The following is a 26,213-nucleotide window of genomic DNA, read 5'->3' as shown; positions in this document are numbered from 1 at the left end:
ATTAATAGCTATATATAAATAATATTAGATAAACTGAATTTATTAATACCATTTTTAAGAAAAAATAATATTATTATTCAATAGAAACTTTGTATTTTAATGTGCCTATTTGTCCTGGTAATAAGTCGCCTGTAAGCGTCCACTGAATTTCACCTTGATATCCAACGGTATTAGTGCCGTGTGTTGTATTTACGACACAACTTAATTCAGAAGAAGAACAATTTACTGGTTCTGAGAGTTTCGTAAATGGTGGTGTATTCTCATAAATTACGATATCTCTTATTGGGCCTGTACCACTATTTCTATAAGTTATCTCATATTCAAGAATATCTCCGGGCTCACCATTATTAATTAATAATGGTGAGTTATCTTTCGATATATTATTAACTGTTAAAGATAAACTTAACTGACCAGAGCCTGCATACGTTATTTTAGTCGTATCTTCTACCACAACTTGTTTAGTTAATTGAGGAGAAACACCTGCTAATTCAACACTTGCATTTATTTTGTATGCATACTGAGTATTAAAATACGCATTCGCAGGAACAAAAACACGACTAATTAAACATACATCAGTCAAACCTGTATAAAGTATTGCTGAATTTAAAATAACTTTATTATCGATATTATTTATATTTCCATCACAATTTGTATCGTAATAAAGAGTAATATTCCAACCACTAGAGTCTGTGTACCTACTGTCTTTCTCAATGGTAAATGTAACATTCGCAGATGTTGCTAATTTAAAACGATGAGGGAATAAAACGGCTTTGTTTGGTTCAGTCTCTTTAAATAGATTTTCAGTCAACGATGGCATTGCGACTTTACCAAAATTTAGCCCTGCTACATCATCACCCGCAAAAGCATTCACTGACATTTGTCCATCTTGATTACTTGTACTAGTAACTTGACTTACACCTGTAATATTGGCTTCACTCACCGCAATCCATCTTGATTGAGGCACCACATTTAAAATTAAATTCTTACCTGAATAATCTACACCCAATACAAAACGGTAATATCCATCTCCGCGAGTCGTTTTGGTTGATATGATGTCACCAGTTGTAATACCTGCAACTCCACTGTCATTAAACGTTACCGTTACATCAAAATCACTGAGGCCACTTTCACCACTATCTTTAATGCCATCATGAGCCGTACCACTTGAAACACCATTATCATCAAATATGAATCCACTTAATACGATACGATTAAGTAATTCAAAGACGTGATCTTCTACTTCGCCATCATTCGCCTCTCCCGTCGGCGTATTACAATTTGATGGTGCAGAGCAGAACCTAATTCGCATCGTCGTTTCACCGCTATACCCATTAGCACTCGCGGCATCAAGATCAATAGAAACAGAATTGGCACCAGCATTAAAATAACTATCATTAACAATCTGCTCATTTGCATCGTCAAAGTCATAATCACGATTTAAGTCAACCCAAACATTCACATAGCCAGCCCCGACAAGAGGAACATCGATATTAGTTGGTGTTTCAACAATAATTGGTGAAGGAATAGAAAGCTCTTCATCATCCAATGCATGATAATTATCCCCCGTTGCCTGAGCGCTTACTTTCGCTTCAAACTCTGGATCGATATTTGTCCCTAATAAGAAGTCTCCAATACCATCAGGCACATTTGAGTTGTCTGTGTTATTTATATTATCAACGTATAAATGAGATGCGGTCGGGTATTGACTATCTCCATCACTGAAATCTTTTGACTGATAACACCCTGCAACATCAGAATTTACTTGGGAACTGGTATTCAATTCTTTTTGGAATGTCACAGCAGCGGTAGGCACATTAATTCTATAAACAGCTGATATATCTGAACTATCTATTGTATTATCATTATTCGTGTCATGATTACCACCATTGGTAAATACATACAAATTGGTCATATTATCCATCACCAACGCTTGTGTTTGTAAGTTACCACTTCCATCCACTGTCGGTGACGCCAATCCATTGAACTGTAATGAGGTTCGACTTACATCTCCTGATGTTGTTATTTGATATAAATACCCTGCCACAATATCTACGGCATAAATATGATGACGAATACTATCAACCGCAATATCATCGCCAGCAGAGATCCCTGTAATACCTCCCGTGAAGTTGAAATCAATGACTGACATCTCTTGTGTTGCAACATCGATCCTTATTATCGAGTGCCAAGCAGGGTTCCATACATATAAGTATTGGTTATCAGAAGACATCGCACCGGCAGTAGGACTAGCAAGAGCAGCTGTACTGAAAGGATTCCCTTTAGAAATAGCAACAGAGTTGCCATCAGATAGCTGAATATCAATATTGCTATCACCGTAAACATAACCTAAATCAACGACATTTGTAGCCGAGCGATCGGTAACAAAAAGATGCAACTCTTGCGTAGTCGTATTCTCAAACACGCCGTAAATGTAGCCATTGCTTGTATCAAAACCTATGGCATTAAGCCCAGAAATATTTGACTGATTAATCACCGTTAATGGTGATTCTATTGCTGTGGTATCTAAAGGATTATTAGCCAAGTTGAGTCGCTCAAAAATGTAATTTGAGCTAACAAAACGCGTTTGAAGTGCTGTGTCACAGGTACTATTACTTGATAAGGCATAAAACAGGAATCTATAGTCCTCTACTTCGCCAATATCCACAGTACTATCGATTCGATCACACGCACTTGAGTCACATACTCGAATCCTAAAGAAGGAATACCCATACGTAACATTGCTAGGAACTGAGACACTAAAGTTATTTATTCCATTATTAGCATTAGTACTGCTTATAACTTTCTCGCCAGAATCATCCCAATCACCATCACGATTAAAGTCAAACCAACCATATAGGTGAATAGGATTTGCTTGCGCCACAGTATCTGCATTGACGGTGACAGTCACATTAATGACTTCGCCAGCTGCGGCAAAAGGTACACCATCAATTTCAGAGACAGAGAAGGTGACGCCATCCTCATCATCCAAATTGGTAGCATCATCAGCAAGTGCTATAGGATTTTGATAACTGCCTAAATCTGTATCCCATTGAGCCCCTAATCGTAAATCAATTTCTCCATTATCGTCATCATCAGACTGAACATGTGCAGCGCCATTATTCGAATAAGTCGTTGTATAGTCACCGACTCCTGTTGATGCAGAAATATCCGGAGCGTCACCAAGATCGGGGCCCAACACAACTGGAGCTTTAGTAAAGCATGCTTTTTGTAGGTTCCATGCCGCTCCCGTACTACCAGAGAATCCGAATCGCACTTTATCTTGATTATTAAAGTGACTGACAAAATCAAAAGTAACGTTTCCTATCTCAACACCATCTAAATAATACCGGAAGTTATTCGTTGCAGGATCCCAATAAAACTGTGTGATGTGGTATCTGCCATCTTCTAGTTCACCGGTTAATGCTCCAGTCGCAGTAGGGCCACCAACCGCAACAGGATCCATCAATGTAATAGCATCATTACCCGAACTTAAATCACCATTTAGATAGACCGCGGTATGATCAATATAATTTGGCGTACCGCCAGCAGTACTCAGATCGTCATTGTAGCCATTACCTGCATTATCATAAGTGTCAAATTCAAAAATAACCGATGGACTTATTGGACCATCACCTCCAGGGCCAACACCTAGTAATCCCCCCCATGAACCGACGGCGTTGAAACCACGGGAATCCGTTGTCATGATAAAAGTCATGCCATCGGCACCGGCTTCTATTGTTCCAGTACCAGCATTACAGCCGCTGTTACATGATCTGTCTCCTAGGTAAACTGCCAATTCAAAATATTGCGGAACACCAAGATCAATGAGGTCGTAACTCCACAGATAACCACGCTGACTTATTGTTTCTTCGGTAATAATGTACTCGTTAGTTGCCGCATCGAGTTTAGCGTCCCCTCTTTCTTCAACCATGGGTGCGACACATATACTAGGCTGTACTGTTGTAACTACTGTTGGAGTTTCTGTGTCGCTATCATTTGAAGAAACAGTATCTTGTATTTTCGCAGAAAGCACCTCGCCCACAAGAGAAGCTGGCGATGTTGTTTTCGTAATAAACCTTAATGTCGCATAGTCATCAAAACCGACACCAACATTACCGAGATTTAATTGTTTAGTTGATTCATCATAAATACCTGGCGCCAATTCAGTTTGGCCATCACCTTGATAAGCTTTTATGAAAATATAATCATCAGGAATTGTCATTTGTAAGATAACATCACGCACAATAAATGAACTGTGGTTTCTGACAGACACAACAAGATTAAAAGGAATACCATTAGTGACTGTTTGACCAGGATCAAGTGCCAACTCTACTTCAATATCCCCTGTAGGCATCAAAGAAATGGCATGATCTTCAACCTCACCTGAAGCAGATAATAAACCTGTTGGCATGTCACAGTCTGAGCTGGTCACACAGGTTCTTAAACGGATGAAACTATCAACAGGCTGAACATGTGCAGGAACAGGGAGCGTTAATTGCACTGAACTTGCTGATGTTGAAATGGTAGAAGTAGATAGGGTTTCGTCAGAGAAGGTACCATCACCGTCAAAATCGATCCAAGCATAGATATGGCCAGAAGACGAAGCAGGCGTAACGGGAATATTAAAGGACAATGCGTTCAATGAACTATCAGCACTAGAAGAATCAAGATACCCATAAAATGTTGGCTTTGTTAACGCATGCTCATCATCTGAACCTGCATTATCATCACCGTCTGCACTCGTCGATGCAGCAGCTTCAGTTTCATGGTCGGAACTTCCACTACCAATTTGCGGTAAACCACCATTTGTTACGTCATGCATTGGCCCACCAGAAGCAAATAATGTGGCGTAACTATCTGGTGCATCAGCAAAGTCAGTTAAGAATTGAGCATTACGGCACATTGCAGCATCACTACCTATATTAGGATTTAATGCCGCGATATTATCTTTAACTAAGTATCCTGTAATCGACGTTGCAGAAGAGCTTGAAACAGGAAAACGCCAGATTTCTTCATTATTGTGGTCATACATATAAAGTACGCCCTGTGCATCAAAGAAAAGGCCTGTGACATTGCTTGGGGTATTTGAAGTAATTAACGACGATGTAACCGTATAATTAGAGAAATTAAAGGTTAAACGGTAAGCATCGTTATTATTACCCACAGCAAAGGCAACGTTACTATTGGTTGGATGAAATGCGATATCTTGGAAATTGATCGCACTCGATAAACTAGTGGTCCCTACCACTGACAAATAATTAGCACTTTTTGAATCAACATTAATGAAGCGAACATTTGACTGATCATCGATTACAACCAATATATCATCGTCACTGATATCACCTGCAACGTAATCCCTTGCAGAATCTAACCCAACATTCACGCTGAATATTTTATAACCAACCGAATCAACCGCAACTACGTGTTGAGTCGCTATATCTATACCAAATATTCTGTTCTGTTGAACACTAAAGCCAAACGCATCGTAATCATTATTACTTGAACTTGTTGCCGTTACAGATGCAGTAACGGGATACAATTTAGCAAAATAGCTATTTGCACCTGAAGAGAAACGATATGGGTTAACAAATGCCTCTGAAGGACAAGTTGAAAAAGCATTACCTAACAATTTATCGCCAAAATTAATCTCTTGATCTGAGGTAACAGTGCCTAATTCAACTTTGTTAGGCGAGGTTGAAATAAAGCCGCTACTGTCTCCTATCTCGCTAGAAGGAGAAGGAGGACAGGCTGACGTACCACTGGATGAGGTTTCATACACATCATAATCATTACCGAATGTAATATCGAAACTGTAAAGCCCATTGGCATCGGTTGATTCGTATTGACACGTATTAGTCGTTTTATCATGTAAGGTAATCAATACATTACTGATACCTGACTCTGCCCCACCACTCGGTGATTGGTCAGAGTTAACATCACTATAAACTTTTCCAGAAACAGTTAGTTGCTCACCAATAGTAATTGGATAATCTTCTACTTCTCCGTCAGTGGCAACAAGGTGACTAGGTGTAATATTGCCTTCTGGATATTGACACTCATCTTCAACAGAGCAAACCCTAAAACGTAAATAACTTGCTCCTAAACTTACAAAACATACGATTAACTGGTCAGTTAAAGTAACTTCTCTCACTCTTGATCCAGAAGAGAAGTCTTCTGTATGACGGAACCAGTTATCACTAGTATTGAATTCACCGTCTCTGTCAAAATCTATCCATGCATTGATATACGCTGTTGATAAAAAGTCATTGTCAGCGGTGACGGTAAACGTTATATCTTGTCTTGTACATTTAGGTAAATAGAAAGGACCGGCATATCCATCATCACTGCTGTCAGTAAATGAAGTCGTTGTACCATTATCGGCGTTCCAAATACTTCCTAATTTGATGTTAACCTGACCATCACCATCACTATCCGCTTTACGGTGCATAGGAACAGGGTCGCCATCTTGTGTCCATATCGAGGCATAATCACCCTGTGTTTTGGTGTAAGTATTAGTATCTGTGGCATCACCAAAGTCATATTCACTACTTTGGATGTTCATCCTTTTATCTTCAACTTCCCCATCATCAAGGTGGCCAGTAGCATTTAAACTACCACCTGATGGACATGAATCGGTTGAACATATTCTTGAACGAATAAATACATCACCCGTCGAATTGTAAAGTGGCACTCTGTAATTAAGAAAATATTTGTTGTAAGTGTCACTTGTTGTAGGTAACGCTCTTTGTTCAGCAAAAAGGACTTCGTCAGTGTCAAATGTCCCACTTTGATCCCAATCAATCCACGTTTTCATGATATAAGCAGTGGCAGGGTGACCGGAGTTAGTATCTATACCAGCAGTAAATGTTAGCTTAATCGCATCCCCTGCATAAACATTGGTAACTTCAGGTAAAGAGTTATCCGCTAATATTTGCTGAATTGAAATGCCATCTTCGTCATCTGTACCATTAGTATCATCCGCTGTTGCTGTAGCATTTTGCAGAGTTCCGCTGTCATCATCCCAATTGGTACCAAGACGAAAATCAACCACTCCATCTACATCAGTATCTGAAATTTTATGTGAAGGGCCACCACTACCGCTTGTTGTTTGATAATTACCTGCGCCAGTACCTGCACTGGTATCAGGAGCATCACCAAAATCTAATTTAGGTCCTTCAATTGAAATTTTATAATCTTCAACCTCACCACTTAATGCTCTGCCTTTCGGTACTTGGCAATCATAGGACTCCTCACCAATAATACCTCCTAAACAATTTCTTACCCTTAAATATGTTTCACCTAATACTGCTGTTTCTGGAACTGAAACAGCAACATTAATTGTTCTAATCGCTCCTTGCCCTGATTCTGTTAGTGAATGAGATATCGTACCGTAGTTAGTTAAGTCACCAGTGAAGTCATTATTGTTATCCCAATCAATAAACAACGCCCAATCAACTTCGCTCGCAGTAAAATAATTTAGCCTGTAAGTAATAGAAACATTAATTGTCTCACCCGCAACAAAAGTTGCTGGTAATGTCACACCATCTTCATCATCATTACCACAGCCACCAAAAGAAATGCCTGTAGCCCCACCGACCACTGCAGAATTATCATCGACATCAGCATTAGCATTACCTGTCATATACTCCTCAGAGTCCCAACAAGAGCCTAAAGTAAGAGCCGGTTCAGAATAATCATTTGACATAGAGGATCTGAAATGGTGCATAGGGCCATTTGACTCATCTGCAAAGTCCGCAACATTGGCATCAAATGGGGCATCACCTAAATCAAATGGTGAGCGTAAACTAATTTTATAATCTTCAATTTCTCCAGCAGGCTGCACGCCCGTCGAAGTTAAAATTTTCTGCCCCAGTGAATCGGTTGTATAAGTACATGATGAGTCGCAAACACGGACTCTCATATAAGTTTGAAGGGTATCTACATTATGTGAGTAAAATGGAATAGTGAATGCCTGAGAAACGGTATGTGGGCTTGAAGCGCTATCTAAGTCAGCAACGAGAACCGTTGTAAAATCACCTGTTTTTGTAAAATCGATACCAACTTCTAAGTGTTTATCTGTATCGGTATTTTCAAAGTGTACATCAACATAAAAAGTATAAGTATCACCTATCCATAAAGTTTGAGACACCCCAGGGTTATCCAAAACAAGAGTGTCTCCAGTACTATGTCTGTGTATTCGAATACTGCCTTCATTTTCATCACTTGTTGTACAATTATTGAGATAGCCTAAACTCGTGTCATCTGAATTAGCTAAACTATTTGGAGAAGATTCATCTTCTGCATCCCAACATGGACCAATACGTATATCCTGAACACCGTCATTATTTTCATCTTTAAATTGGTGGGCAGGACCATTTGAGGACAACATCGTTGCATAAGATGGCCATACAGTGGAATTATATTGTTGATCTGGCGCATCCCCCAAATCAACAGGCTCATACCCATCTAAAACATCAAAGACAGTGATAAACATATGATAAGGATCATCTATGTCACCTTTTCCATCACCATGATAACTGTTTCCCGTATCTTCGGCTCGTGGGTAATCGTCACCCTCATCATAAGCGGTATAGTTTGGCCAGTATTTGATGGTACTTCGATTAATATTACTTTCAGTATTATTTTGACTATCAAGCATTGAATGGTCATCGTAAAACTCTATCGGATTCCCAGCGTTAGCACAGTTATTTTCCCATTTAGTGAAATCATGCCACCATTCATTATGGGAACCTTCCCCATTAAAGCTCCACCCCACATGACGACCAGCAACAAGTGCGCGAACAGAACCGTTTACATTTATCTCATGAGAAATACGATTATTTGAACATTTCACCGTTCCCCTTGGTATTGGCCCTTCTATGTCGTGACCGCCTCCCATTGTGCTATCCCAAGACCAATTAAGATTTGCCATCGTACAATAATCAGTATCCATTGCTTGGTATTCAAAAATATAGAACGACCACGGTATCGTTTCACCCGCGGGTATATCACGCCCTTCGTTAAAAAAACAAAACTTCCAGCGCATATCACCGTGATTTGAATGTCCTGCCATTGATGGCAAGACGCCACCAAAAAGCAAAAACATTAATGAAACAATACGTAGACAATTCTTCAGCATGTTTAAATATCCATAATAAAGTTATGCACGTGATGCTGTGTTATAACAAAGTTGACTTTTTTATTTTTATTTTTATTTCTCTATCTTTAATATAACTGAGTAGATAAAAATAAAAGAATCAAATTTAAGAAAAAAGGCGTTCATGAAAACAACAAAAAAGAACAAAAAAGAACAAAAAAAATAAACAATTATTAAATTTGATAAAATTATTAAATTTAATAATTAAAAATAGTTTTCAATAAAGAGTCTTAATATTAATCTTCAATTTTAACGCGATATGATATTTCTCCACGTTGGCCTGGAAGTAGTTGCCCTGTTAATATCCAAGATATATCACCTTGATAACCGGTTTGATTAGCACCATGGACTGTATCAACATTACAAGGTAAAAGGGTACTGCATGTAATCGGCTCACTTAATTCAGTAAATGGCGGTGTTGTTTCAAAAATAACAATGTCACTAATTGGCCCCGTCCCTACATTAGAATACGTAACAACATATTCTAAAATATCATTCGGTGTACCTTGATTACTTAATACGTTTTGATTATCTGTTGTTATATTATTTACGGTTAAAGATAGCTTTAATTCACCAGATCCCGAATAAGTAACTTTAATCGTGTCAGATACAACTGCTTGCTTTATCAACTGTGTCATAAAGGGAGAATTTTGAGCATAATCCACATCAGCCGTTATTTGATATTGATACTGTTGATCATTGGTTGCTGTCGATGGAATATTTACTCGACTAATTATACATATTTCTGTTGTTCCCGATACTGATTGAGCCCCACCTAAATTTATTTTTGGATCGGTCTCATCAATATTTAGATCACAGTCTTGATCATGATAAAGTAATACAACCCAGCCACTGGTAGCACTGTAGCGATTATCAGGTATAACGTTAAATGTTATATCTGCTTCTGTATTTAAATTAAATTTATGAGGAATTAATAACGGCTTTCCAGGTTCTGAAGTCTTGGTATGGCTTTCAGTTAAACGTGGCACTGTGACTTTACCAAAGTTTAGCCCTGTAATGTCGTCACCTGCACTCGCGTTGATTGCCATTTCATTGTCAAACACACTGGAGCTTGAAACCTGTGAAATAGCACTAACGTCAGCCTCACTAATATCCACCCATTTAGATTGAGATTTAATATTTAGCAGTAAATCTTTATCGGCGTAATCAACACCTAGTATAAATTTATAGTATCCGTCACCACGTGTTGATTTCGCAGATATGACATCGCCGGCACTCACACCTGTAACACCAGAATCATTAAATGTGACTGTGACATCAAAGTCTTTAAGTCCTATTTCTGAGCTTGCTTTAATACCATCATGTGCAGTTGCTATATTTACACCGTTATCTTCAAACACATAACCACTAAGTACTATTCTGTTTAAGAGCTCAAATAAGTGATCCTCAACCTCTCCATCTAAGGCCTCTCCGTGTGGAGTATCACAGTTATTTGCTGTCGAGCAGAAGCGAATACGCATGGTTGTATCACCACTGTATCCAAATGCGCTTGCCGCATCGAGCTCTAACTGTAATGAATGTGTACCTGTCGTTAAGAAGGTGTCATCGTGTAAATGCTCATTAGGATCATCGAAATCAAAATCATTATTTAGATCAACCCAAATATTAATGTAACCATTACCAACAACAGGGATACTCACCGCGGTCGGTGTCTCGACAATGATTGGTGAAGGAATGGCTAAGTCTTCATCATCATGCCCATGAGTGTCATCCCCTGTTGCTAAAGCATGCACTTTCGCATTAAGTTCAGGATCCAATGATGTACCCAGTAAGAAGTCGCCTACCCCATCAGGTGTCACCGTTCCATCATTATTATTTTTGCTATCGATATAAAGGTGCGATGCTTGAGTATATTGACTATCGCCATCACTAAAGTCTTTTGATTGATAGCAACCTGCAATATCTGCTTTTTCAATACTTGTTGCTGTTGTCTGTTTTAAGAAACTGACTTCTTTGGTTGGTATATTAATGCGATACAATGCTGACTGACCCATCACATCAATGATGTTGTCATTATTTGAGTCATGATTGCCACCACTTGTCATGACATATAAATTGGTTGTCGTGTCCATTAGGAGACCCTCAACCTTCAAATTGCCATTACCATCTACTTGTGGGCCTGCAAGCCCATTAAACGTTAACGAATACGAAGTAACTAATCCGTTTGTTGGGTGAATCTCGTAGAACTTGCCGGCTTCTATATCCACAAAATAAATATTATGGTTAGTATCATCAACAGCTAAATCTCCGCCTCCCGAAAGCGCTGTGACGCCATTCGGTAATTGAAGTGGCATAACGCTAAATGATTGTGTCGATGTATCTATTTTAATGATCGAAGTAAGATCTTGATGCCAAACAAAGAGGTATTGATTATCAGAAGAAATATCTCCAGCAGATGGCGCGGGAATAGATAGTGATGTGTTTAATATTTGCCCTTCCTCTAGCGATACAGTAGACCCATCACTTTTATTGATATCAACATTACTCTCAGCATATATATAACCAAGATCAACCACACTTGTTGCGTCACGGTCAGTCACAAATAGATGAATATTATTTGTATCTGCATTAACAAATATACCGTAAATAAAGCCTGTGACAGCATCAAATCCGATCGCATCAATATTCGATACGTTTGTTTGGTTAATGATAGTTATAGGATCAACAATGCCATTCATACTTATCGGCGTATTTGCCAAATCAATATTTTCTAACCGTTTCGACGCCGATACCTCTTGAGTATGAATCGTCAAATTACACGTCGCATTCTCATTCAGCTCATAAAATAGGAAACGATAATCCTCGACTTCACCTTTATTCGCAGTGCCGTATGTTTTATTACAAACGGTACTGTCACACAGCCTTACACGAAGAAAACTATAACCAAATGTCACATCAGACGGGATAGTAACAGGGAAAACATTCGTCCCATTTACTGCTGAAGATGTACTTATTACTTGCTCATTCGCATCATCCCAGTCACCATCTCTATTAAAGTCTAACCAACCATAGAGGTGGATAGGTTGGCCTGCTGCGGCAGTATCTGCTTGAACATCAATACTGATATTAAGAGTGTCACCACCTTTCGCATGCATTAATGAGAAGGTAACACCATCTTCATCATCATAGTTATTTTCATCATCCGCCGTTGCTGTTGGGTTTTGTCCATCACCTAAATCTGTGTCCCACATGTTTCCTAAACGTAAATCAATTTGTCCATTATCATCATCATCAGACTGTACATGAATCGCGCCATTGTTTTCATAAGTCGTTGTATAGTCTCCGACTCCAGTGCCAGAGGTAAGATCAGGAGCATCACCAAGATCAGGCCCGAGTACATCTGGCGGCTCTGTAAAACAAGCTTTTTGTAAATTCCATGCCGCCCCCGTACTACCCGAGAAACCAAAACGTACCATGTTAGTATTAAAATGTGAGCGCAGATCATAGTTAATATCACCAATGACCTCACCATCAACATAGTATTTTAAGTTATTCGTACTTGGCTCCCAATAGAACTGTGTTAGATGATAACGTCCATCTTCGAGTTCACCGCTAGGCGCCGTTGCTGTTGGTCCACCGACAGCTTTTGGCGCCATCAATGTCGACGCCGTTGAAGGTGTTCTCAAATCACCATCTAAATATACTGCAGTGTGATCGATAAATTGTCGCCCGGTACTACTGTTACTGAGTTCATCAGTAAAGCCATTCCCTAAATTATCATAGGTATCAAATTCAACGACGACTGATGGAGATATAGGCCCAGTTCCTCCACCGCTCGCACCAACACCAACACCCAGTAATCCCCCCCAAGAGCCCGACGCATTAAAGCCTCTATCATCTGAAGTGATAATAAATGTCATACCATCAGCACCTGCTTCTATCGAGCCAGTTCCTTGATTACAGTTTTGGTTACAGGAACGATCCCCTAAATAAACAGCAAGTTCGAAATAAAGGCTTTTATTTAAATCCATCAGGTCGTAACTCCACAAATAACCTCGCTGGCTAGTCTGTGGTAACGTAATAATATATTCGTTAGTGGTCTCATCTAAGAAAGAAGCGTCTTTTTCATAGACTCTTGGAGCGATACAAATATCAGGCGCAACGGAAGTTACAACTGAAGGAGTAACGCTGAAAGTATCATCTTCACCGTTACCAAACCCATTATTGAAAGTAGCATCACTGTCTCTTACGTCTGATGACTCTATTTCACTATTGATTATTGATGGTGAGAGATTTTTAGATGCAAGTCTTATTGTCGCGTAGTCACTAAAACCAAGCCCAACAGCACCTAAGTCCAACATCCCCGTAGCATGATCATAACGACCATCCGCTAGAGGTGTTTCACCATCTCCTTCATACGCCCGAACAAATATATAGTCATCAGGAATGTCCAATAACACATTCGTGTTGAAGGCTATTGCAGGTCCATAATTTCTTGCTTGGACAACAACATTAAATGGAATACCTTCTGTAACTGTACTACCTGGGTCTAAATCTAAGGTTAACTCTAAATCCGCCACAGGTTTGAGTGAAATAAGATGATCTTCTACTTCTCCATCAGGCGCACCACCATTAGGCTGATTACAATCTCTAAAGTTAGTACATACCCTTAAACGAAGATAAGTATCAATGGGTTGAACATCACTCGGTACTGAGAAATCTAAATCAACATTACCACTTTGTGAAAAGTTGAATGACTCTCTTTCATCAGAGTCGAAACTACCGCTTCCATCAAAATCAATCCAACCATAGATATACCCAGCCCCTGCAGACATTACAGGGACTTGCAGTGTTAACGTATCGGTATCGGATAGATAAGCAACGATCTCTGGCTGTGTGAAACCATCTTCATCATTGGTGTCTGTTGTATCATCAATATCGGCATTATCATTGGTGATTGCATCTAATTCAGGATCCACCAGCGAGCCAATCTTAGGTAAACCTGCGCTCATCTCATGCCTTGGACCATTTTGTTGCATGCGTGTCGAATAACGATTCTGCGGTGCATCGCCAAAATCAATATCAAAATTAGCATAACGACATAAAGCACTATCACCATTACCAGTACCCGTTGCTATCGTACTGACTTTTCCACCCACGACGTTAGGTGAAGCTGGTGTGCTGATATCAAACCGATAGTACTCGCCTGAGCTTTCAATATAGGCAAACATAATTCCATCACGATCAAAATAAATACCGTCAGCTCCAGCTGAGATATTCGTCTGACCATGATCAGTGACTGTAAACGTTGCATTGACGGTATTTAAGGTAAATTCTAATAAACGACCATTCTGTATTTGTTCAATTGCCCAATATGTTGAGGACGTTGGGTGAAGAGCAATATCGCCTAAGTTATAGCCTGAGTTATTTGACACACCCACGTAATTTAGAAAATCTAATGTGGAAGAATTTATATTAATGAAATGGAAGGCACCGTTACTGTCCGTTAATACCAAAATATCATCGTCACTGACATCTCCCCCTGTAATAGATACTCCGCTTATCTCTGGTATCGTAAAACGAGATGCGATATATCCACTGGCGTTGATCATCATTAATTGTTGCCCATTACCTTCAACTCCCCATAGAAAACTCTGGTAGGGGCTATAAGCCAAACTAACGATAGGATCAACGCCTGACTGATATTTAATAGAGGCTTCAGCCGCAACAATATCGACTTCATATAAATCAGAAATTGCTTTCGTCATCAGATAGCCAACTTTAGGACATTGTTCAAATGGAAAAAGTGTCACACGATCGGCAAAATTAGAGTTGGGTAAATTACCGTAGGCAAAACCTAAATCAATAACATTTGGGCTAGTTGAATAATGGTCGACTGGGTCTACGATTTGTTTATTTTCAACCGCCCCCGTTGAAGTATTAATTTGTCCATTACTTGGGCCATTGGCATTATCACAGGAGATAGAGGTAAACATTGCTGTTTCATATATTTTATACTCTTTGCCAAATAATAAATCGAATTGATAATAGCCAAGAGGATCATTAACAGTATCGCCTGTCACATCGGTATTTCCATCCGATGTCATCATAGTTTCACAGGTTCCATCTGTTTGGTTATAGAGCGTAACATTGACTGCACCAATACCTAGTTCATCATCATGTTTTACTCCATCATCTGTTGTACCGTTATTATTACCATCATCATTAAAGACAAATCCAGAAACACGTTGAACGGCTGGTATATCTGCATATCGACAGACAGCGCCATCTGAAAGACTACCATCACCGGTACCACTCTGATCTCCTTCACCAATAAATCCACCTAATGGCGTATTTGGGTCGCTAATATCAAAACGCCATAATTGCGGTGTGTGTGAATTGGTATTTGCGTATAAATAGCCATTTTTATCAAAATATAAGGCCTGAGGTGCTTCACCTTCCCCAGGGAAGTTTGTGTTACCAAATTCTGTAATCGTCGCTGAGCCTGACAATGTATTTATGTTTAGACGAACTAACTTATTTGGTGAACCATCACTCAATGCCCAGATTTCCCCCGTCGTTGGATGAACAGCAATGTCACCAATAATTGTGCCAATATCACCAGAGGAAGTACCTAGTTGTTGAAGGTAGGTTAATGAAGAAGGGTTTAAATCGAACAGTGAAACAATAGCGTTTTTAACGACAACTAAAACATCATCATTGGTAACAGTAGCAATACTTGCTGTTGGTAAGTTTAATGCAAGTTGCATTATCCTATCGCCATTAGCATCAATTGCGACCAAATCACCTGAAATCTGGGTATCGACAGCGAAAATCATTTGCTGTCGCACACTATAACCCATAGATGCCATAGCTGTAGTGCCGTCAATAAATGTTGTCAACTCGCCAGTGGAAAGATCGAGAGTAAATACATCTGTTTCTGTAGACGTATTGTCTGAATAATATGCGGTTGTTGAACATACTGAATGAGGAGCAGGTATCACTCTATCACCAAAGTTTTGGTTAAGAGAGTTACCATAAGCCTGACCTAAATCGATGACATTGGCTGTTGTAGATAAATGGTTTGGAGGATCGGCTATTTCGCTATTTTCTAATGCGCCCAGTGTGGTATTAATACTGCCGCTTGATGGTGGACCCGTTGCGCAGTTTAATGTGGTAACACCATAGGTTTCATATATCTGGTATTCTTTTTGATATTCTAATGCAAATTCATAGTAACCAATATCTTGTGAATCTATACTGCCATCACCATTAGCATCCGTGTCGCCTACAGCCGTTTCAACAACAGTACACAGATTGTCTGTCACATTATATAACGTTACCCCAACTCCGCTAATACCTTGCTCGGTACTATCCATAGACCCATTTTGAATTTCGAAACCACTGACTAATGTCGTATTATCATCATGGAAAACATAACCCGATACTTTTTGTACCTTTGGTACTTCCGCATAACGACACAAGGTACCATCATTATAATCAGTCGAGGCGCTAGGTACGGCAAAAGTTCCTATAAAGCCACCTTTTAAATCTGGGTTTAATGAATCTGAAAGATCGTATCGCCAAACTTGATATTCCCAAGGTGTGGTGGTTTCAGCTCCAGAAACGATAAACAAAGCCCCTGTTTTATCAATAAACTGTGCATCAGGCGCATTAATGTTGTTGGGGAAGTCAATCTCTCCTAGATCGGTTATCGATGTTTGTCCTATCGTAGCTGTTGATGTGAGATCAGTAGCAATATTTAGTTTTAATAAATGGCGATTAGTATCTACCGCAAAAATGGTACCGTCAGGGTGAATAACCAGATCATTGATATCATATCCAATATCATTTTGCGCACCGCTACCATTGTTATCGATGCGTGTTAAATAACTTTCTCGGGCTGGATTAACGTCATATAACATCACTTTTCTGACCGAATTGATGCCAGAACTTAAATGATTACGCGTTACTGCGATCAAAATATCATCGTTCGTCACCGCCAAAGCAGAAACAATTGGTGCATCAACATCAAAGCGCAATACAGGCTCACCGGCGCTGTTTAAAGCAACGATATCGTTATTTCCGTTTTGCAATATAGAGAAGAGTAAGTTTTGTCTTACGCTATATCCAATTGCTCGGTAGATAAAAGAACCAGAGGTATTAACATCGCTCAGCTGGCCATTAGCATAATTAATATTATGTAAGTTAGTATCGAAACCGTAACCTGTTGCAAAATACAACGTTTCATCACATGTGAGAGCGTTAGAAAAACTAATATCAGCAAAGTTCATACCTTCGATACTAGAAGTTAGTGATGGTATATGAAGTATATTAGTCGAGCTTGATAAGTAACCTGTTGGATCTTTGATTTGCACATTACTTAATGCACCAGTCACCGTATCTACACTACCACCAGATGGTGCTGACGCACTACAGTCAATGGTGCCAACACCTGCTGTTTCATACAGTTTATATTCCTTATTAGGCTCAGCTTTAAAGAAATAGTAACCAGCACTATCTATATTACCGTCATTATCAATATCTTGCGTACCATCAGAAGTATCTATCTGAGAACAAGAATTGCCAGCAACATCAAATAACGTCACCGTTATATTTCCAATCCCTACTTCTGCGGTATCTTTCACGGCATTGTGTTTCAACATACCATTCGGATCAGTTGTTAACGTATCTTCAAATACGAAACCCGATATTTTATTGAGTTTAGGCACTTCGACAAATCGACATAAGGCCCCGTCGTGGTAACTCGCTGTTGGTGATATTTTTTGAAAGCGCCCTATAAACTCACCGTTCAAATTCGGGGCATTGGAGTCTGAAATATCATAACGCCAAATTTGATAGTAATAAGGACTCTGAGATACCACTCCTGACACGACATAAAGCGAGCCACTACTATCCATGAAATGTGCATCTGGCGCTTCAATCGTCGCTGGATAATTCGTCGTACCGACTTCCGTGACTGTCGTCTGCCCTAAAGAGCTCGAACTTAAATCAAGGTTTATATTTAATTTCAGCAGCTTAAGCGAATCGTCAATAGCAAAAACACTACCATCAGGATGAATAGCAATATCGCCAATAGTGTAGCCGATATCATTTGTTGCTCCGTCACCATTAGTATCAATACGAGACAGATATGTGCTTCTTGCCGGATTTAAATCATACAGCAATATTTTACGTACAGAATTGATACCTGAACTTAAAAAATCTCTAGTAATGGCAATGAGTATATCGTCATTTGTAATCGCTATTGCCGACAAAGAAGGTGCATCCACACCAAACCTAAGAACGGGCTCACCTAGGCTGTTAATCGCGATAATATCATTCGAACCTTGCTGCATGATCGAGAACAACATATTTTGTCTAGTGCTGTAGCCAAGTCCACGATACATAGCGACTTCTGATAGCGTTACATCTGTAAAATTACCCGTGGTTAAATTCACATTGTGTAAATCTGTGTCCGTGCCTGAGCCAATTGCAAAATATGGCGTATTGTCACACGTTAGCCCTTGTGTGAAAGGAACATCTGCGAAGTTTTGATTATTAACATTTGTCGTTATCAGTGGAATATGAATAACATTCGGGGAACTAGAAAGGTAACCTGTAGGATCGGCTATTTCAGCACCAGACACAACTCCTGTTGCAGCATCTTGAATACCTGCAGATGGCTCACCTAAACTACAATCGATAGAACTAGCATTCGCGGTTTCAAATATTTTATATTCTTTGCCGTGCTTACCATCAAAGTAATAGTAACCAAGAGGGTCTGTAATACCATCACCATTAATATCGCTTGAACCATCTGACGTATTCACCTGGTAACATATATTTTCGGCAACATCTAACAATGTGATGGTCACACCGCCAATACCAACTTCTCCACCATCCATTTGTCCATTATGTTTTTGGAATCCATTGACGCCAGCGGTCTTTGTATCAGTAAAAACATAACCAGATATTTCTTTATTTGGCTCTACACCATTATAACGACAAGAGGCTCCATCTATGTTGTCATTGGCTGAAAATGTATCAGTGCCCATTAACTCCGCACTTAATGATGGGCTATTCAAATTAGTAATATCTAACCGGAAAGTTTGATGCGCACTTGCCCCCTCCATGACAACAAATAGATAACCAAACTTATCAAAATATAAGGCTCCCGGATTAGTACCATCACTTCCATTCGGTAAGTCCGTTTCACCAACATCGGTAATAGACTGTGCATTAACCCCCGTGCTATCTAATACCAACTTATAAAGGTGCGGACGGTCATCATAAGAAAGCATCCACAACGACCCATCTGTCGGATGAACAGCAATATCACCAACATTAATGCCGATATTACCGGAGCGTATACCGACTTCGGTGAGATAAGATGATGAATTAGGGTTCACGTCGAAAAAGCGTAATTGCCGACCTAGCGCATTATTAGTAACAAGCACCAAAATATCGTCATCAGTCACCGTCGCTACTGTTGTTTGAGTCGGTACATCAGCATTGGATATTCTTGCCACCGTATCACCTTGTGAATTGAGAGCAATGAGATCATTGTAATTGGCAGACACCCCCCATATTCTTTGCTGTCGCACACTGTATCCCATGGCGTGAACGGTCGCAGCTGATGAGCTGTTTATGTTGGTACGCCCACCAGAAATTAATTCTATTTGACTGTAATTTGTCGCCGTTGGGGAATTATTTGAAAGATAAGCGGTAATACTACAGGTATCAAATGGTTGACTGGCAACAAAGTTACCAAAATTATTGTTAGTGCTATCGTTATCGACTATTCCAAGAGCGATTTTATTCGGCGTTATTGAACCATAACCAGAAGGATCAGCGACATCGTTATTCACCACTGAACCCGTCGATTTATCCACACTTCCAAATGATGGCGGTCCCGTTGAGCAATCTATTGTTCCGGCATCTGCTGTTTCATAAATTTCATATTCGTGACCTTTACCTACAGTGAACTGATAATAACCTGAACCGTCAGTTGTTGTTTGTTGACAGACTTCATCAGTTAAATCATAGAGAGTGATAGTCACACCCGATATGCCGGGTTCACCAGCATCTTTTGACCCATTCTGCCTTGATACGCCATCAATATCTTGGGTCAATTGATCTTCATAGACATAACCAGAAATTTGTCTAGGTGGAGGTACACTCGCATAACGACATAATGCACCATCGGTAGAAACATCATCTATAGATACCGTTGATGTACCCACTAAAACTGCCGTCGACGATGGATTACTGGCTTGGAAACAAACCATATCCATGGTTGACGTTCCATTACCGTTACCACCATTTACAGCCCCACTTAATCCATATAAGTTATCGTCGACATCGATAAACAAAGAATCAAAGTCTCGATTAAAGCTGTTGGAGAGGCTACCCACGCTTGATGTAGTAAAAGTACCCGTCGTAAAGTTAATCGTTATTCTATTTACTTGTCCATTAACAAAAACAGCATAAATTTCCCCGGTGCGAGAAATCGCTATGTCATGAAACATATTTGATGAACTGGAGTTCTGACTACCAATACGTTGTAAATAGTTTTCAGAGGCTGGATTAACATCGTATAGATAAATCGTTGTTGACGTGTTGTCACTTACTGTGAGTATTAATACATCATCATTGGTGACATCCCCCCCAGTAATTTCACCAGAGGCCATTGAAACACTGCTGAGGTTTGCGATGACCGTTCCGCTAGCGTCTAAAGCCTGAATCGTATTTGTCGTATTGTTTACGCCCCAAATCACCTGTTGACGCATACTAAAGCCTAAGGCAGAAAAAGGGTCGTCAATCGGTGATGGCGATATCAATCCCGTTTGCATACCTAATAGCCCCCATTGATTATTCGGAGCATTATTAAGGGCTGTATATGCTTTAACTGGGCATGATGAGAATAGGTTTGATACTATTTTGTCAGCAAAATTGACATTCGATTGTTCACTTGTCACGGTGCCAAGAGAAATTGTATTTGTTGATGTAGAAATATATCCGCTTAGATCAGAAATAGAATTATTACTTACAGAGCCATCAAGCGTACTAACAGTACCAAATGTTGGTGGCCCACTACTACAATCAGGCGCGGAGGTGAGTTGTCCGGCCTCAAAAACAGTGTATTCATGCCCATTAGTTACTGTTTTACTCCAGTAACCGATATCGACATCAAAAGAGCCATCGCTTGTTGACACCGTATAACAACTTCTATTTCCGTTACTCGGATCATATTCATAGATGAGAACATTTACGCCAGCTATACCGTTTTCATTACTCTCTTTTGTACCATTGTCAGCAACACCACCACCATTGCCATCATCCTCAAAAACATAACCAGAAAGCTGACTATATGTATCAGTAGTGACTATGGCAGAAGTTTCTGCATATCGGCACCGAGCACCATCGTTAACCGTTGCAGTTACACCGTTTCCAACTAGCTGTGCATTTAAGTTTGGTGAAGCGGGTGAGGAAATGTCAATCCTCCACAATTCCCCTGTACCATTAATACTCGCATATAGTGATCCATTATCATCAAAATAAAGCGCCCCCGGACCATCACTATTTCCTCCTCGAGGAATATTATCTATTGAGCCCATCGGGGTTTTTGATGCCGTATAATTATTCAGATTAACGTCGATCCTAAAGAGCGTCATGTTATACCATCGAATAGTCCAAATTGATTTATCTATTGGATTTATAGCAATATCACCAAGATCAATAGGACCAAGTGTGTCGCTCATACCTAGCTGAGTTTTATAGGTTGGAGAGTTTGGGTTTACATCAAAGAAATGAACACGACGGCCATTATGTTGAGAATCCATCATGATCAATATATCATCGTCAGTCACATCACCCGCTAAATATTGAATTTGATTATTAGGGTTGTTTGCTGCCCAGAAAATACCAGGTACGTCAAACCTAAAGATTTCACTTCCTGAACGATCAATTGCAATAATATCGCCAGCATTCATACCCCATAAAATATTCTGCCTAACACTGTGACCGACACCAGTAATAACTATATCCTGAGTATTATTTACTACAGTTTCGGTACCATTTAATAGGCTAATTTCATACATATCTGATGGGTTATTTTTAAACAGATACGCTTCTGAAGAACAGACTCCAAATGTAAATTGATATGCCTTGTCGGCAAAATTTTGATTCGATAAATCATCATTGACCGTACCTAATTCAATCACATTAGGTGACGTCGATATATAGCCAGAGGGATCTCTTATTTGAGCATTTGTGATAGTTGTTCCATCAATAACCGAGCCTTGAGAAGGAGGGCCAGCCCCACAATTGGGTGCGACAGTCAGAGGTGCTGTCTCATAAAGAAAATAGGCATCGCCCGGGGTAATTTCAAATTCAAAGTACCCTTTATCTAAATCATCAACAACGCCATCATTATTTTGATCGGTATTGCCATTAGACGTTTGAACAAACAAACAACTATTCTGAGTTTGATTATAAAGTGTTACGCCAATACCACTGATACCAGCTTCAAAACCGTCTTTTATGGTATTGTTTTCAATACCACCACCGAATCCATCATCGTTAAAAACATACCCAGAAATGCTGGTTGGCTCTACTGTAATTAAATAATCTTCAACCTCACCGTCACTGACACTACCAGTATCTATCATCGTATTTTGGCAGCCTGCAGTTTGAGAACATACCCTTACACGCATATACGTGTTTCCACTAAGGGCATTATTGGGGACGTTGACAGAAAAAGTATTGGTACCTATTAGGCTAGAGGCGTTACCTGTATCACCCGCTGAAAAAATCACTTCTGAGCTGTTATCAAACACGCCATTTTGATTCCAATCTACCCAACCTTTAACATAAACGCCTGATAAATTCGTTTGGGGATCACGAGATACTTTCACATCAACAGACATCGTTTGCCCTGCCTTGAATATCGCAGGGAAGGTCACGCCATCTTCATCATCAGCGCCATCTTCATCATCGGCGTTGGCTGTCGCACTTTGTAATGTACCTAAATCGTTATCCCAAATATCCCCTAAGATTAAATCAACCTGCCCATCATTATCATAGTCATACTTTCTATGAGCAGGACCACCATTTGCCGCGGTCGTCTGATAATTCCCCGTACCTGTTCCACTATTTGGATCAGGCGCATCACCAAGGTCATTTTCAAACGCGTGAACAACGGCTTCACCCAGTGTTGAGAAGAGCATTCTAACATTGTGCTCCTCACACATATTAACGGCGCCAAAGTTCCACTGAACAGCAATACCATTATCGGTATTTACATTCGTATTCAACTCATTGTTTAATGTATAAGGACTACTCTTCAACAAGTTTTTAGGACTGCCATAATGTCCTGAGAAGTAATTGACCCAAGACGTATCTAATTTCAGATACCCCATAAATTGGTCACTATTAGAATAATTTTTTGTTACACCAACAACATTATATTGACCGGAACCATCAGGTTGATAGTTGGCTGCATTATAAGGGACAGCAAACGCACCCCCATTATCTCCACCGCTTAAATACGTATCAAAGCCAACAGAGACTAAAATATTATTTGTATTAGAACCGTTAGCTGACTCAAGCAAAAATTTCGTATCATAGAAAAGCTCACCAGCAACATAACTAATACGTGTTGTTACACGAATATCATTACCATCGTAATTATTATTACTATTTCTATCCCAGTACCGAGTAGACCATACAGTGAAAGGATCTAGTGCTGCCCCTGAACCTGTCACGTCGGTTATAGTAAAGCCTCTCATTTTACTCGCCCCACAGCTAACTCCTGATGATGAGACCCCATCAGATAACCACAAGAAAGGAGCTGTAGAGCCACAACTTATATTGTTGTAAGCATAGCTTTGCCTCTGTCCGTCTTTTTGTAATGCAACTCCCCCTGTCACCAGATGTTTTAAGACTAATGGCGAGCTTGAGATAACAGTATTGGTAATTGGACTGCCATGAGAAGTACTTGGTATTGCATCATTGAGCGGTGAGAGATCACAAGAATAGATGGAAAGTACTTGAATTTTTTGGTCTTCAACCTCACCATCATCAGCACTACCGGTTGGGGAGTTACATGAAGTGTCACTAGAACAGGTTCTAACACGGATGAATGTATTTCCAACCATTGCTCCTGTTGGTATTGTAAAAGCGTATGCTTGACTACCTGCTACAACAGAGGGTCTATCGACTATTTTTTCACTATTTTCCCAAACACCATTTTGATTCCAATCAGCCCAAGCATAAACTTGTAAACCGTTTAACCCTGAATCGAAGTCTTTCGTCGTTGTAATCGTAATATATTCAGTTTGCCCTGCTCGTACTGAGCTATTTAAAGCAATACCGTCTTCATCATCAGAGCCATTATTATCGTCTGCTGTTGCATCGGCATTTTGTAACGTCCCATCATCAGTATCCCAACTGGTACCCAACATTAAATCTACCGTACCATCATTATCAATATCTTTTTTAAGATGAGAAGCGCCTGAATTTGCAGATAAAGTTTGGTAATCGTTAGTACCTGTGCCTGATGTCGTATCGGGTGCATCACCATAATCAGCACTCTCTACAATAGTAATTTTGTAATCTTCAACCTCACCAGAAAGGTAGGGAGCATTTGGAGACATTAATGGCTGAGTACACTGACTAGCAGCATCTTCAATACAAATTCTTACTCGGAGATAAACATCACCTGTTAGCGCAGATTCAGGAATTGCAAGTGAGTGGAGCCCTGTGTTGTTAGAAGGATAAACATCAAATCTCGGGTAACTTAATAAAACCATCTCATCGGAAAAATCGTTATCTTTATCGTAATCGATCCAAACAGCGGCGATACCATAGTCTGTATTCACACCAGGGGCATCACTGTCGTAAGACCAATTAACGATGAACTCTATATTGCCTCCTTTTTCAAAGGTTGTACCGGATGGGAAAGTAACACCATCATCTGTATCATTACCAGAACAGGTCCCATTAAGAGTATAACCAACTTGATTATCATCGGAGGTCGCCGAACTATTTAAGGTTACGCCATCGCTTATCCAATCATCACCATCCCAACACGACCCTAATCGTAAATCAGTAACACCATCGTTATCTTGATCATACAATTTGTGAGAGGGACCACCATTATTTGGATCTGTCACATAAGGAGATGGCGCATCAGATAAGTCCCAAAGCTCATACCCTGACAATGTATCAAAAACAGTGATGAACATATGATAAGGATCATCTATGTCGTCTTTTCCATCACCGTGATAATTGTTTCCGGTATCTTCGGCTCGTGGGTAATCGTCACCCTCATCATAAGCGGTATAGTTTGGCCAGTATTTGATGGTATTTCGATTAATATTAGCCTCAGAGTAATCTTGACTATCAATCATCGAATGATCATCGAAAAACTCAATCGGATTCCCAGCGTTAGCACAGTTGTTTTCCCATTTAGTGAAATCATGCCACCATTCATTATGGGAACCTTCACCATTAAAGCTCCACCCCACATGACGACCAGCAACAAGTGCGCGAACAGAACCGTTTACATTTATCTCATGAGAAATACGATTATTTGAACATTTCACCGTTCCCCTTGGTATAGGCCCTTCTATGTCGTGACCGCCTCCCATTGTGCTATCCCAAGACCAATTAAGATTTGCCATCGTACAATAATCAGTATCCATTGCTTGGTATTCAAAAATATAGAACGACCACGGTATCGTTTCACCCGCGGGAATATCACGCCCTTCGTTAAAAAAACAAAACTTCCAGCGCATATCACCGTGATTTGAATGCCCAGCTTCAACTGGAGACGAAAAAATCAAAGCAAAAAGAGAAAAAAGCAATAGTATTGTTGGTAATAATTTTACCGACATCGATTTCTCCTCTAAATATGAGACCAATAAATAGCTTATATTTAGTACGCAAAAAAAATGCCAGCAATTAACTATTTGAAATTGAATGAAAATAAAAAAAGATTATTCTCAATTTTAGTAATATTCTTATTTCGCAAATTTGTTGTAGAATTTTTTGATGTGAACAAAATTTTAATAGAGCATTAAAACCTGAG

2 protein-coding genes are annotated in these 26,213 nt (G+C 39.7%); both read right to left on the bottom strand.

Features of this window, described 5'->3' with window-relative positions; all coding sequences use genetic code 11:
• Window positions 1–73: 73 nt before the first annotated feature.
• Complete coding sequence (locus C9J41_RS05915) at window positions 74–7,540, bottom strand: GEVED domain-containing protein (protein ID WP_369917487.1); 7,467 nt, start codon at window positions 7,538–7,540, stop codon at window positions 74–76.
• A gap of 1,853 nt (window positions 7,541–9,393) precedes the next feature.
• Window positions 9,394–26,019 (bottom strand): GEVED domain-containing protein, encoded by a 16,626-nt coding sequence (locus tag C9J41_RS05910; RefSeq protein WP_107294332.1) that lies wholly within the window; start codon window positions 26,017–26,019, stop codon window positions 9,394–9,396.
• Window positions 26,020–26,213: the final 194 nt, after the last annotated feature.

The sequence above is a fragment of the Photobacterium sp. GB-50 genome, from assembly GCF_003026755.1.
Taxonomy (GTDB): domain Bacteria; phylum Pseudomonadota; class Gammaproteobacteria; order Enterobacterales; family Vibrionaceae; genus Photobacterium.
Note: the sequence above shows the minus strand (reverse complement) of the source record. Positions and strands in the feature narration are given on the sequence as shown.

What these genes read in the sequence shown, in the direction of transcription:
- C9J41_RS05910 (WP_107294332.1), bottom strand. Translation starts at nt 26,019, where the DNA reads ATGTCGGTAAAATTATTACCAACAATACTATTGCTTTTTTCTCTTTTT.